At 67.8% G+C, this 12,692-nt stretch carries 15 protein-coding genes; 14 read left to right on the top strand and 1 reads right to left on the bottom strand.

The features are described from left to right. The first annotated feature begins 38 nt into the window (after positions 1 to 38). The 5 genes from ACFVRO_RS12335 (at position 39) to ACFVRO_RS12315 (ending at position 4,720) form a co-directional block, all read left to right on the top strand. Positions 39 to 365, top strand: coding sequence for a DUF2469 family protein (locus tag ACFVRO_RS12335; RefSeq protein WP_017204525.1), 327 nt, complete (start codon positions 39 to 41; stop codon positions 363 to 365). 99 nt (positions 366 to 464) lie between these two features. Continuing rightward, positions 465 to 827: a YraN family protein gene (locus tag ACFVRO_RS12330; protein ID WP_386952682.1), complete on the top strand. Its 363-nt coding sequence runs from the start codon at positions 465 to 467 to the stop codon at positions 825 to 827. Continuing rightward, the gene (locus ACFVRO_RS12325; protein ID WP_386952680.1) at positions 824 to 2,353 is read left to right on the top strand and encodes a YifB family Mg chelatase-like AAA ATPase; all 1,530 of its coding nucleotides are present in this window, start codon (positions 824 to 826) and stop codon (positions 2,351 to 2,353) included. Before ACFVRO_RS12330 ends, ACFVRO_RS12325 begins: the two co-directional genes overlap by 4 nt. Beyond that, on the top strand, positions 2,350 to 3,528 hold the full coding sequence (gene dprA / locus ACFVRO_RS12320; protein ID WP_386952677.1) for a DNA-processing protein DprA: 1,179 nt from the start codon (positions 2,350 to 2,352) through the stop codon (positions 3,526 to 3,528). Before ACFVRO_RS12325 ends, dprA begins: the two co-directional genes overlap by 4 nt. 289 nt (positions 3,529 to 3,817) lie before the next feature. Further along, positions 3,818 to 4,720, top strand: a complete 903-nt coding sequence (locus ACFVRO_RS12315; protein ID WP_386952674.1) for a tyrosine recombinase XerC — start codon at positions 3,818 to 3,820, stop codon at positions 4,718 to 4,720. Positions 4,721 to 4,789: 69 nt separating this feature from the next. Here the strand turns inward: ACFVRO_RS12315 and ACFVRO_RS12310 are convergent, their stop codons facing one another. Further along, positions 4,790 to 5,236, bottom strand: coding sequence for a murein hydrolase activator EnvC family protein (locus ACFVRO_RS12310; RefSeq protein ID WP_386952671.1), 447 nt, complete (start codon positions 5,234 to 5,236; stop codon positions 4,790 to 4,792). Between the two features lie 764 nt (positions 5,237 to 6,000). On the opposite strand from ACFVRO_RS12310, the gene rpsB reads away from it, so the two are divergent. The 9 genes from rpsB to ACFVRO_RS12265 all read left to right on the top strand — a co-directional run bounded on the left by rpsB (position 6,001) and on the right by ACFVRO_RS12265 (position 12,688). Beyond that, positions 6,001 to 6,912: a 30S ribosomal protein S2 gene (gene rpsB, locus ACFVRO_RS12305; RefSeq protein ID WP_223586473.1), complete on the top strand. Its 912-nt coding sequence runs from the start codon at positions 6,001 to 6,003 to the stop codon at positions 6,910 to 6,912. A gap of 50 nt (positions 6,913 to 6,962) precedes the next feature. Then, entirely contained in the window at positions 6,963 to 7,790 is an 828-nt protein-coding gene (gene tsf / locus ACFVRO_RS12300) for a translation elongation factor Ts (RefSeq protein ID WP_223586472.1), read from the top strand. A 91-nt stretch (positions 7,791 to 7,881) separates the two neighbouring features. Beyond that, complete coding sequence (pyrH, locus tag ACFVRO_RS12295) at positions 7,882 to 8,598, top strand: UMP kinase (protein WP_105673366.1); 717 nt, start codon at positions 7,882 to 7,884, stop codon at positions 8,596 to 8,598. Between the two features lie 67 nt (positions 8,599 to 8,665). Further along, entirely contained in the window at positions 8,666 to 9,220 is a 555-nt protein-coding gene (gene frr, locus ACFVRO_RS12290) for a ribosome recycling factor (protein ID WP_105673367.1), read from the top strand. A gap of 6 nt (positions 9,221 to 9,226) precedes the next feature. Continuing rightward, positions 9,227 to 10,381, top strand: coding sequence for a phosphatidate cytidylyltransferase (locus ACFVRO_RS12285; RefSeq protein WP_386952668.1), 1,155 nt, complete (start codon positions 9,227 to 9,229; stop codon positions 10,379 to 10,381). Beyond that, positions 10,381 to 10,959, top strand: a complete 579-nt coding sequence (locus ACFVRO_RS12280; RefSeq protein WP_386952665.1) for a DivIVA domain-containing protein — start codon at positions 10,381 to 10,383, stop codon at positions 10,957 to 10,959. The genes ACFVRO_RS12285 and ACFVRO_RS12280 overlap by 1 nt, the downstream gene beginning before the upstream one ends. Positions 10,960 to 11,006: 47 nt before the next feature. Next, positions 11,007 to 11,675: a transglycosylase SLT domain-containing protein gene (locus ACFVRO_RS12275; protein WP_386952663.1), complete on the top strand. Its 669-nt coding sequence runs from the start codon at positions 11,007 to 11,009 to the stop codon at positions 11,673 to 11,675. A 9-nt stretch (positions 11,676 to 11,684) separates the two neighbouring features. Then, positions 11,685 to 11,972: a hypothetical protein gene (locus ACFVRO_RS12270; protein ID WP_386952660.1), complete on the top strand. Its 288-nt coding sequence runs from the start codon at positions 11,685 to 11,687 to the stop codon at positions 11,970 to 11,972. Further along, a complete protein-coding gene (locus ACFVRO_RS12265) occupies positions 11,969 to 12,688 on the top strand; it encodes an alpha/beta hydrolase (protein WP_386952657.1) in 720 nt (239 codons plus the stop codon). Before ACFVRO_RS12270 ends, ACFVRO_RS12265 begins: the two co-directional genes overlap by 4 nt. The last annotated feature ends 4 nt before the right edge of the window (positions 12,689 to 12,692 follow it).

Raw genomic sequence — 12,692 nt, 5'->3', positions numbered from 1 at the left:
CCGCGCGGTGGTGCGCACGACTCTAGGATGGACACATCATGGATGAGGAAGCATTCGACGACTACGACCGCGAACTCGAGCTGGCGCTGTTCCGCGAGTACCGGGACGTCGTCTCCCAGTTCCAGTACGTCGTCGAGACGGAGCGCCGGTTCTACCTGGCGAACGAGGTGAACGTCGTCCGTCGTGACACCGAGCACGACTTCTACTTCGAGATCTCGATGAGCGATGTCTGGGTGTGGGACATCTACCGCGCTGATCGCTTCGTGAAGGCCGTGCGCGTCCTCACGTTCAAGGACGTCAACGTCGAAGAGCTGCAGCGTCGGGAGTTCGAGCTTCCGCAGGAGCTCTCCCTCGACGGCGAGTAGCCGTCCCCAGGAGGCGATCCTCGGCGAGTTGTCCACCGATTCGCGGAATGGTGAGAGCGCGCTCGCGCTCCTCGTGAGGCAGATCGGCAGGCTGTCGACATGGCAGCGAAAGACGACCTCGGCGCAGCGGGGGAAGAGCGGGCGACCCGCTATCTGATCGACCACGGGTACGAGATACTCGACCGGAACTGGCGATGTCCGCAGGGTGAGATCGACATCGTCGCCGCGCAGGGCCAGGTGCTCGCGATCGTCGAGGTCAAGACCCGTCGGTCGACGGCGTTCGGCCATCCGTTCGAGGCGATAGACGCACGAAAACGACGCAGGCTCTGGCAGCTCGCACATGCCTGGATGGAGCGTCACTCCGATCAGGTTCGGGGAAGGACGGTCCGGCTCGACGCGATCGGCGTGATCGGACCCGATCCGGATGCCGGAGTGCTCGAACACCTGAAGGATCTGTCATGACGACGGCGCGGACCTGGGCGGTCGCGTTGTCGGGGGTCGACGGGCATCTGGTCGAGGTCGAGGCAGACCTCTCGAATCAGACGCCGGAGTTCAAGATCATCGGCCTCCCCGATAAGGCCCTGGGTGAGGCGGTCCAGCGCGTCCACAATGCGTGCAAGAACGCGGAGCTCGACCTTCCGCGCCGACGACTCACCGTGAACCTGTCACCCGCGAGTCTTCCCAAGCACGGATCGGGATTCGACCTGGCGATCGCCGTGTCGGCACTGGCTGCCGGAGGAGCGGTGCAGCAGAGGTCGATCTCCCGCACGGTGCACATCGGCGAACTCGGTCTGGATGGTCGGGTGAGACCGGTGCCCGGGGTGCTGCCCGCCGTGTTCGCGGCGGCACGCGCCGGCTTCGACCAGGTGATCGTCCCTCATGCGAATGCCGACGAAGCCCGTCTCGTACCGGGTGTCGACGTGCGCGCGGCTCGCTCGCTGGCGGAGGTCGCCGTCTGGCACGGAGCAGATGTGGTGGTTCCGGAGGTCGATCCCGTGCCTGCCGCGGCCCCTCCCGTCGAACCCGAGGCTCACGGTGATCTGGCGGACGTGGTGGGCCAGGACGAAGCGGTGACGGCGCTCATCGTCGCGGCCACTGGAGGGCACCACATGCTGTTGAGCGGTCCTCCCGGCGCGGGAAAGACGATGCTCGCCCGAAGACTGCCGGGGATACTCCCGAGGTTGACGGAGGGCGAGGCATTGGAGGTCGCATCGATCAGGTCTCTGACCGGCGGCTCCGTCGCGGCGCTCGACCACAGAGCTCCGCTGGAGGCACCGCACCACAGCGCCTCGGTCACCGCGCTCGTGGGCGGAGGATCTCGTGCCGTGCGCCCGGGGGCGATCGTCCGTGCGCACCGCGGGGTGCTGTTCCTCGACGAAGCGGCGGAGTTCTCCAGAGTCGCGCTGGATGCGTTGAGGCAACCGCTGGAGTCAGGGAAGATCGACGTGCACCGCGCCGGCTTCACGGCTCACTTCCCGGCGCGGTTCCAACTGCTCCTCGCGATGAATCCCTGCCCCTGCGGCAACTACGGTGTGCGCGGGGCGGAGTGTGTCTGCCCGTCCGTGGCCATTCGACGGTATGCGACGCGACTCTCCGGTCCCCTCCGGGACAGGATCGACATCGACCTGCCCGTGGCGCGTGTCGCGACCTCGCGGGCGACGTCCGGTGGGCGATCCGCGCTGTCCTCGGCGGAGGCGCAGCAGCGTGTCGTCGAAGGCAGGGAACGGGCGACCGCTCGGCTGAAGGGCACGCCATGGCGTCTGAACGGCGATGTTCCCGGAACCTGGTTGCGCCAGACATCGCAGCGGATCGATCAGGCTGCACGGGTGCCGTTGGAGCGCGCTTTGGAACGCGGCGCCCTGACACTTCGAGGGTACGACCGCGTCCTGCGCCTTGCCTGGACCATGGCAGACCTCGAGGGCCGCGAGCGACCCTCGCTCGACGAGGTCGGGCGAGCGCTGGTGCTCAAGAGAGGCGGTGCGTCGTGATCGATGTACTGCTTCGGGACGATGCGCTCGTGAAGGCCCTCCGGCGGGCGCACCCCGACGATGACATCGCGGATGTCGCTGCCCGGGTCGCGTGGAATGTCCTCGTCGAACCGGGCGATGCCGTCGCCGGAGCTCTGATCGCCGAACTGGGTGCAGAGGAGGCGCTCCGATTCGCCTTCGCCGACGACGCGGGCTCCCTCGCGTACCAGAGACGGTCGCGCGCGCTCAGAGACGCACTCGGCAGATGGCGTCCTCGTGCCTCTGTAGACGCCGTCCGCAGCGCCGTGACTGACGCGGAGCACGTTGCGGCGACCCTGCTCCTCCCCGGCGACGACTTCTGGCCCGAGTCCCTCGATGACCTCGGGCACCATGCACCGACGATGCTGTGGGTGCGTGGGGACGCTGCCGTGCTCACTGCGTCGCCTCGTGTGTCGATCGTCGGTGCGAGGGCATCGAGCACCTATGGAGAGTCGCTCGCGTCGGAGTTCGCAGGGGATCTCGCAGCGAGCGGAGTCGTGATCGTCTCGGGCGGCGCGTACGGAATTGACGGAGCGGCGCATCGGGCAGCGCTCGGGGTCGGCGGGGCGACCGTAGCGCTGCTGGCAGGTGGCGTGGATCGGGCCTATCCGCAGGGACATCAGGAGTTGTTGGGGGCGATCGCCAGGAGCGGCGCGGTGGTCAGCGAGGTTCCCTGCGGTACGGCGCCGTCCAAGTGGAGGTTCCTGAGCAGGAATCGGCTTATCGCGGCGCTCGGCCAGGCCACCGTGGTCATCGAGGCGGGGTGGAGGAGCGGCTCGCTCAACACGGCCGGGCACGCGGCGTCCCTCGGGCGTCCACTCGGTGCGGTCCCCGGACCGGTCACCTCCGCGGCGTCAGCGGGCTGCCATCGTCTGCTTCGCGAGTACGACGCGCGCTGCGTCACGACGACAGCGGAGATCCGAGAACTATGGGGAGATACCGGTCACGACCAGAACGCGAACCTCACCGATCCCGAGCTGACGAGGCTGCTCGACGCCCTGTCGACGCGCTCGCGTGCCTCGACACAGGAACTCGCGCGACGGAGCGGTCTGGCGCCGGAGAAGGTCACTGCCCTGCTCGGCCTTCTCGAAGTCGAGTCCGTGGTCGACCGCAGAGACAACGGATGGCGACGCACACCGGTACGCGACGGGGGATAGGAGGCCTCAGATCGCAGCGATGTGCGCGGCGTGATCTCGAGAGCACCTCATCTCTGACAGCGTCGACGGCAGATCATTCAGCATCACGCCGAAGTGGTCATGGTGAGCCGTGGTGAGCATGAGGCCGAAGTGGCGGGGTGAGCATGATGCCGAAGCGGCGGGGTGAGCATGAGGCTGAAGCGGCGGGGGTGAGCAGGAGGCTCAAACGGCGCGGGTGAGCGGTGGTGAGCATGACGCCGAAGCGGCGAGGCTGAGCGGTGCTGGATGCAGGGCGGGGCAAGCTGTATCCATGGAGTTCGCGGCGGCGGCGGAGACGTTCACCGAGCATCTGCAGCAGGTGCGGCGGCTGTCGCCGGCGACGGTGCGCGCCTATCGGTCGGACCTGCGTGACCTCGGTGAGTCGTTCGACGGCGCCGATCTCGCGGCGGTCGATCTCGAGGTGCTGCGCGACTGGCTCTGGAAAGCCACGCAGAGAGGTGATGCGCGATCGACGCTCGCACGGCGTGCGGCGGCAGCCCGTTCGTTCTTCACGTGGGCGCTCGAGCAGGAGCTGATCGATCACGATCCGAGCCTTCGCCTCGTCGCGCCCAAGCGTGGGCGAACGCTGCCGACGGTGGCCTCTCAGGACGCGATGCGCGAACTTCTCGAAACGAAACAGGCTGCGGCGGTCGAGGGAGATCCGATCGCCCTGCGAGACCACGCGATCCTGGAGCTCCTGTACGGAGCCGGAATCCGCGTCTCAGAACTGTGCGGGCTCGACATCGACGATCTCGATCTCGACCGCGGCACCGCCCGTGTTCTCGGAAAGGGTGCGAAGGAGAGGGTGGTTCCGTTCGGGGTGCCGGCGCGCATCGCGGTCGCCGGCTACCTCACCCGAGCGCGTCCGTCGCTCCGTGCACGAGCCGAGACCGCAACGCCCGCGGTGTTCCTTGGGGCTCGTGGGGCTCGCGTCGGTCCCCGAACCGTGTACTCGCTGGTCGCCGACGCGCTCGCCCCTTTCGTTGGGGCGGAGACCGTGGGGCCGCACGCACTCAGGCACACGGCCGCCACTCACCTGCTCGACGGGGGAGCGGACCTCCGCGCGGTGCAGGAGATCCTCGGGCACGCCAGTCTCGGCACGACGCAGATCTACACCCATGTGTCAGCCGAGCGTCTGACGGCGACGTATCGTCTGGCGCATCCCCGTGCATGATCACGCCAGCGCGTGAGCGGCTGCCTTTCTCCGACGCAATCTCGGACGCGTGCGGCGGGCGACCCCGGCCTAGAGCGGGGCGCAGCACGGAAGCAGCACCGCCCTGGGCACGTCTCCGAAGAGAAGCATCGGATTGATGTAGGCGCCGCCGAGCCGAACTCCGAGGTGCAGTGTGCCTTCGACCGCGTGACCGCCGGTCGCGACGCTCCCGATCGGCTGGCCGGCCGACACGACGTCTCCGGGGGACAGGTCCGACGTCAGCGGCTCGAAGGTCGACACGTAACCGCCGGGATGCTCGATCGTGAGCAGAGCGCGGTCGACGACGAACCCGCGGAACGCCACGACGCCGTCTGCCGGTGCGTGAACGACGGAACCGGGCGCGGAAGCCAGATCGGTACCCCGGTGGCCAGGGCCGTACTCATGCGCGGGGGCGCGATAGGGAGCGGTCACCTCGTGCGCCCCGTCGAGCGGCCACGCCCACCGCGGATAGTCGCCGGCCGGATCCCCTGCTGACACGAAGGCCCCGCCCGCAGGCACGTCGGTATGGCTTGCAGGTGTGAGGGTCCCGCTCGCAGACGCGTCGGTATGGCTTGCAGGTGGAAGGGTCCCTCTTGCAGACGCGTCGGCTTGGCTTGCAGGTGGGAGGGTCCCTCTTGCAGACGCGACGGCTTGGCTTGCAGGTGGGAGGGCTCCGCTTACGGACGCGACGGCTTGGACTGTAGGTGTGAGGACCCCGCTCGCAGACGTGAGGACGGTGTTCCCTGTCGTGAGGATCCCGCTCCCAGGTGAGACCGTTCCACTGGCAGACAGGAGGGACCCGCTGATCGGCGTGAAGACTCCGCTCACAGGTGCGAACGCTCGGTTCGTTGACGTGAGCGCGCCGTCCGCAGGCATGTGCGAGAGCAGGAGGAGAGCGATGAGGAGAGTGCCGGTGCCGAGACGTTCCAGGGTGCGCATGAGCGTCATACTGCCCCGCACGGACGGAGACGCTGCGATGCAGAGCGCATACCGGACGGAAGCGGGGGAGAAGCGGCGTCGGGTCTGCCGTTGTGAAGGAGGAGTGGAGGCGACGGCATCCTGTATGCTGAAGGGGCACCTCGAAATCGAGGTGACTACGCGTGCCCTGAGCGACCACTGCATTTCTGCGGAGGTCGTGGCATCCACTCCCACAGGTCCATCTCGCAAGAGGTGGCGGGCGTGTGTCGGGCACCAGGCAGTCCGATCATCCGATCGGCGATAACCTCAACGGCGCAGAACCGCGCCAGAACAAGGAGACGACCATGGCTGTGGTCACCATCCGCCAGCTGCTCGACAGCGGCGTGCACTTCGGACACCAGACCCGCCGGTGGAACCCGAAGGTGAAGCGCTTCATCCTCACCGAGCGCAGCGGCATCCACATCATCGACCTGCAGCAGTCGCTGGGCTACATCGACAAGGCGTACGACTTCGTCAAGGAGACCGTCGCTCACGGCGGCACCATCCTCTTCGTCGGCACCAAGAAGCAGGCGCAGGAGATCCTCGCAGAGCAGGCCACCCGCGTCGGCCAGCCCTACGTCAACCAGCGCTGGCTCGGTGGACTCCTCACCAACTTCTCCACCATCGCGAAGCGTCTCGCTCGCATGAAGGAGCTCGAGGAGCTCGACTACGAGAACCCGGCCGCTTCGGGCTTCACGAAGAAGGAGCTCCTCCTCAAGAAGCGCGAGCTCGACAAGCTGCACAAGTCGCTCGGCGGTATCCGCAACCTCACCAAGACGCCGTCCGCCCTCTGGGTCGTCGACGCCAAGCGCGAGCACCTCGCCATCGACGAGGCCAAGAAGCTCGGCATCCCGGTGATCGGCATCCTCGACACCAACGCGGACCCGGACGACTTCCAGTACCCGATCCCCGGCAACGACGACGCGATCCGCTCCGTCTCGCTGCTCACCCGCATCATCGCGGATGCAGCCGCCGAGGGTCTCCAGCAGAAGCACAACCCGGAGACCGGCGACGCCGAGCCGCTCGCGGACTGGGAGCGCGAGCTTCTCGAGACCCCGGCCGAGGAGACTCCGGCTGACGCCGCCGAGCTCGTCGAGGCCCCCGCGGTCGCCGCAGCCGACGAGGCCGGCGCCGAGGCGCACGACGAGGCCGTCGCGGTCGAGTCCGGCGAGGAGACCGCAGAGGTCGCCGCCGCCGAGGCAGCAGACTCCAAGTAATCCACGCGAACACCACGCACACACACCTACGAAGCAAGGAGCCACCACACATGGCCAACTTCACCATCGCCGACCTCAAGGCGCTGCGTGAGCAGCTCGGAACGGGAATGGTCGACACCAAGAAGGCGCTCGAGGAGGCTGACGGAGACGTCGAGAAGGCCACCGAGATCCTGCGCCTGAAGGGTGCCAAGGGCAACGCGAAGCGCGCCGACCGCTCCACCAGCGAGGGCCTCATCGTCGCCCGCGAGCAGGATGGCGCTGTGACGCTCATCGAGCTCGCCTGCGAGACCGACTTCGTCGCGAAGAACGAGCGTTTCATCGCTCTCGCCGACAAGGTCGCCGACGCTGCTGCCGCTGTCAAGGCGGACTCGGTCGAGGCGGCTCTGGCCGCTCAGGCCGGCGAGAAGAACGTCGAGACGATCATCTCGGAAGAGGCTGCGATCATCGGCGAGAAGGTCGAGCTCCGTCGCGTCCGCACCATCTCGGGCGACAAGGTCGAGGTCTACCTGCACCGCACGAGCAAGGACCTGCCGCCGCAGATCGGCGTCGTCGTCGCCTACTCGGGTGACGATGCGGAGACCGCTCGCAGCATCGCGCAGCACATCTCGTTCGCCAACCCGTCGTACCTCTCCCGCGAGGACGTCCCGGCCGACGCCGTCGAGAAGGAGCGTGAGATCGTCACCGAGATCTCCCGCAACGAGGGCAAGCCCGAGGCGGCTCTGCCGAAGATCGTCGAAGGCCGTGTGTCCGCGTTCATCAAGCAGGTCGCCCTGCTCGAGCAGGACTACGCGAAGGACAACAAGCTCTCTGTCGCCCAGGTGGCGAAGGACGCCGGTATCACCGTGACGGACTTCGCGCGCTTCAAGGTCGGCGCGTAGCACCGTCGAAGGGGTTCGGATCGTCTCGATCCGAACCCCTTCTTCATGCCCAAGAGGCACTATCTTGAATCGGGACGAGAGGACAACACCCATGACCGAACGCACCGGACGCCGCCGCGTCCTTCTCAAACTCTCCGGTGAGGCCTTCGGCGCCGGTCAGCTGGGCGTCAACCCCGACGTCGTCAGCCAGATCGCCCGTGACATCGCGGCCGCCGTCGATCGCGTCGAGATCGCGATCGTCGTGGGTGGAGGCAACTTCTTCCGCGGCGCCGAACTCAGCCAGCGCGGCATGGACCGCGGTCGCGCGGACTACATGGGCATGCTCGGCACCGTCATGAACGCCCTCGCCCTGCAGGACTTCCTCGAGCAGGCAGGCGCACCCACCCGCGTCCAGTCCGCGATCTCGATGACCCAGGTCGCTGAGCCGTACATCCCGCTGCGCGCGGAGCGGCACATGGAGAAGGGCCGCGTCGTGATCTTCGGCGCAGGGGCAGGCCTGCCCTACTTCTCGACCGACACGGTCGCCGCTCAGCGCGCGCTCGAGATCGGCGCCCAGGAGGTCCTCGTCGCCAAGAACGGCGTCGACGCGATCTACACCGCCGACCCGAACAAGCATGCCGATGCCGAGCGCATCGAGCGGGTCACCTACCGCGACGCGCTGCAGCGCGGCCTGAAGGTCGTCGACTCCACGGCGTTCAGCCTGTGCATGGACAACAACATGGACATGCGCGTCTTCGGCATGGAGCCCGCGGGCAACGTGACTCGTGCGCTGCTCGGCGAGCCCATCGGCACTCTCGTCACCGCCTGAGCGCCTCAGCGGGCTCAGAGCCCGCGACCGATAGAATTTTCAGAACACCCCGACGATAGGAGTCACCGTGATCGCGGATGTCCTCGCTGAAACCACCTCTCGCATGACGCGCGCCGTCGATGCCGCCAAGGAGGACTTCGCCACGGTCCGTACGGGACGTGCGAACCCCCAGATGTTCCAGAAGGTGCTGGTGGACTACTACGGCACGCCGACCCCGCTCGCTCAGCTCGCCTCGCTCGCGAACCCTGAGGCGCGTTCGCTCATCATCACGCCGTACGACAAGTCCGCGCTGAAGGCCATCGAGCAGGCGATCAGGGACATGCCGAACCTCGGCGCCAACCCGACCAACGACGGCAACATCGTGCGCGTGACGATGCCCGAGCTGACGGCTGACCGTCGCAAGGAGTACGTCAAGCTCGTGAAGGCCAAGGGCGAGGACGCGAAGGTCCACGTCCGCGGCATCCGTCGCAAGGCCAAGGACGAGCTGGACGCCCTGAAGAGCGAGCTCGGCGAGGACGAGATCGCTCGAGGCGAGAAGGAGCTCGACGCACTCACGCGCCAGCACGTCGATCTGATCGACGACGCTCTCAAGCGCAAAGAGGCTGAGCTCCTCGAGGTGTGATCGGACATGTCCGACGATTCGCGCGAGGCCGTCGACGGCACGCCGCCGGGGCGCCGAGAGGCGCGCGGTTCGGCGACCCCGTCGGACGGCGTTCCGCTTGCCGACGAGGCCTTTCCGGCCTTCGACGCAGCGAGTATCCCGCCGCGACCCTCGCTGCCCGCTCCCGTCCAGTCCGATGCTCTTCTGAGCACGGGGGAGCACAACGCGATCCGGGAGCAGTGGAGAGCGGCTCGCGATGAGCTGGGCAGCCACGTCTCCCATGCTCGTGACCAGCTCGATCAGGCGAACGAGCGGATCAAGCAGCGCAATGAGCGGATCAAGCAGCGCACCGGTCGGGACCTGATCCTCGCGATCGGAATCGGCCTCGCGTTCGGCGCAGCCCTGCTCGCCTCCCTTCTGTTCGACAAGGTCTACTTCGTGCCGTTGGCGCTGGCCGCCGCCCTTCTCGGGGTGTACGAGGTCACGCTCGCGCTGCGTGGTGCCGGTCGACGGATCGATCTGGCACCGCAGCTCATCGCCGCGGCTCTGCTGGTCGGGCCTGCGTACTTCGTCGAGATCTGGCTCGTCTGGGTGATGCTCTTCCTCGCCGTGGCCTTCGTGATCGTGTGGCGACTTGTCGCGCAGATGGTCGAGAAGGACGGGCGGACCTACGGGGATGTCCTCTCGGATGCCGTCATCGGCGGATTCGTCCAGATCTATGTGCCGTTCCTCGCTGCGGTGGCGCTGATCCTTCTCCGTCAGGAGGGTGGGCAGTGGTGGGTGCTGAGCTTCATCGCGATCGCCGTCGCGGCCGATACGGGAGCGTACGCTGCGGGCCTGGCCTTCGGTAAGCACCCGATGGCCCCCAGGATCAGCCCCAAGAAGACCTGGGAGGGATTCGCCGGGGCCGTGGTCGCGTCGATCACCGCCGGCGTGCTCCTCGCGCTGTTCCTCCTCGAGCTGCCGTGGTGGGCCGGAGCGATCTTCGGAGTCGCCATCCTGCTGTCGGCCACTCTCGGCGATCTCGCCGAGAGCATGCTCAAGCGTGACATCGGCATCAAGGACATGAGCTCCTGGCTGCCTGGGCACGGGGGGCTGCTCGATCGCCTCGACAGCATCCTGCCGTCGACGATCCCCGCCCTGTGCCTCTACTTCCTTCTCTCTCCCTGGGTGGTGCTGTGATGGCTTCAGAAGATTCTCTCGCTCTCGACAAGACCGAGGCTCAGCCGGCGTTCTCTCTCGTCAGCGGACGGACCCGCGGGTACCACCGCGCTGCAGTCGACACGTTCCTGTCTGCGGCTCGCACGGCGTTCGAGGGCGGCGGTGACCTGACCGCGGCGGATGTCCGCGTCGCGTCCTTCCCGCTGGTGAAGAACGGCTACGTGGTGGCGGAGGTCGACGCGGCTCTCGGTCGTGTCGAGGACGCCCTCGCCGGACGCGAGCGCGACAGGGTCGTGCGCTCTCAGGGTGCGGGCGTCTGGGTCGAGCAGGCCCGCGAGGAGGCCCAGGTGATCCTGGATCATCTGGCGCGGCGCAAGCGTCATCGCTTCGCTCGAACCGGTGTGCTCACGTTCGGCTACCGGATCGACGAGGTGGACCACGTCGCCGCGCGCATCGTCCGCTACCTTCGCGACGGTGAGGCGCTCACGGCCGAGCAGCTGCGCTCTGCCGCCTTCCGCATGCAGCGCGGCGGGTACCGCGAAGAGCAGGTGGATGCGCTCATCGATGCGACGGTCGACGTCATCCTGGCCGTTCGCTGAGAGTTCAGAGGCCCGTCTCAGAGATGACCGGTAGACTTCCACGCATCGTGAACTCCCGAAAAGACATGATCTCCGAACGAATCGACGTGCAGGCTGCTCCGGCATCCACGGCGTTGTCGTCGCGCACGGGAACCCGCGGACGTCGGGCGGCAGGTATCGTCGCCGCTCTCGCGGTCGTCGGATTCGCGGGCGCCATGGTCGCGCCGACCGGTATCGCGCTGGCCGATCCGCCCGCAGAGGCCGCGACCGAGTCGGCGTTCTCGGCAGCGCTGGTCGACACGCAGAACCTCACCGTCACGGTCGAGGGTGCGACGATCGCTCCGATCGAGCGCGGCACCTTCTCGGTCTACGTGACCCCGAAGCCGACCCCGACGGCGACGGCGAAGCCGGCCTCGACGGGTGGCGGAGGGGGCGGCGGACCGCTCTTCTACACGGGCGGCGGGGCTCCCGCCGAGTGGATGTCGGCCGCAGGGATCTCTGAAGGCGACTGGGGATACGTCGACTACATCGTCTCCCGCGAGAGCGGATGGAATCCCAACGCGACCAACAGGAGCTCGGGTGCATGCGGACTCGTCCAGGCTCTCCCGTGCAGCAAGGTCCCGGGCAACGGCTACGACCCGGTGGACAACCTGCGCTGGGCGACCGGTTACGCGACCGGCCGCTACGGCAGCTGGGCCGGCGCGCAGGCGTTCTGGTCGAAGAACCACTGGTGGTGAGCTCGGGTCATGGCCCGCTCACGAAAACGCCGTCCGGCGCGCCCTGACACCGAGGACTCCCTGGATCGTCTGCTCTCCTCCTGGAAGCGCACCGAGGTGCGCCGCGGCGTCGAGTGGACCGTGCAGCCGGTCTCGGGGGCACAGGCTCTGAAGGAGTACATCTGCCCCGGATGCGGTCGCTCCGTCGAGGCGGGGACGGCTCATCTCGTGGCCTGGCGTGCGGACGGGGTGCTCGGCGATGCCGCCGACCTCGCCGCGCGCCGTCATTGGCATTCGCACTGCTGGAGGATTGCATGACCATCGAGATCCGTGGCCCCCTGGAGCTGCCTGCGGCGCGTGAGGACATCGCCCTGCAGACGGCCGACGGTCTCACTCTCGTCGGCGAGTTGGCTCTGCCCGAGGCGCATACGCCTGTCGCGACGTTGGTGACGCTGCATCCGCTCCCGACGGCCGGCGGATTCATGGACTCCCACATCCTCCGGAAGGCCGCCGCCCGCCTCCCTGCGCTCGCGGACCTCGGGGTGCTGCGCTTCAACACGCGCGGGACGACGTCACCCAGGGGAACGAGCGACGGCGCATTCGACGGCGGAGCGGCCGAGCAGTTCGACGTCGCAGCGGCGATGGACTTCGTCCGCGAGCGCGCTCTTCCCCGGCCCTGGCTGGTCGGCTGGTCGTTCGGCACCGAGCTCGCCCTCAAGTACGGCCGAGAGCACGACATCGAAGGCATCATCCTGCTCTCGCCGCCGCTGCACCGCGCCACCGAGGCGGAGGTCGCCGCATGGGCGGAGACCGATCACGAGGTGGTCATCCTCGTTCCGGAACTCGACGACTACCTGCGCCCGAAGGAGGCGGCGGACCGATTCGCGTCGATCCCTCATGCCCGACTGATCGCCGTCGAAGGCGGCAAGCACCTCTGGGTGGGGGAGAGCCAGACGAGACGGGTCCTCACCGAGATCGTCGCGGCCGTCAATCCTTCCGCGCTTCCGCTGGCCACGCACTGGCCGACGGACTGACGAC

Source organism: Microbacterium sp. NPDC057944, from assembly GCF_042887445.1.
Lineage (GTDB): Bacteria > Actinomycetota > Actinomycetes > Actinomycetales > Microbacteriaceae > Microbacterium > Microbacterium natoriense.
The sequence above is the reverse complement of the archived record's forward strand: the minus strand, read 5'-3'. Positions and strand labels throughout refer to the sequence as shown.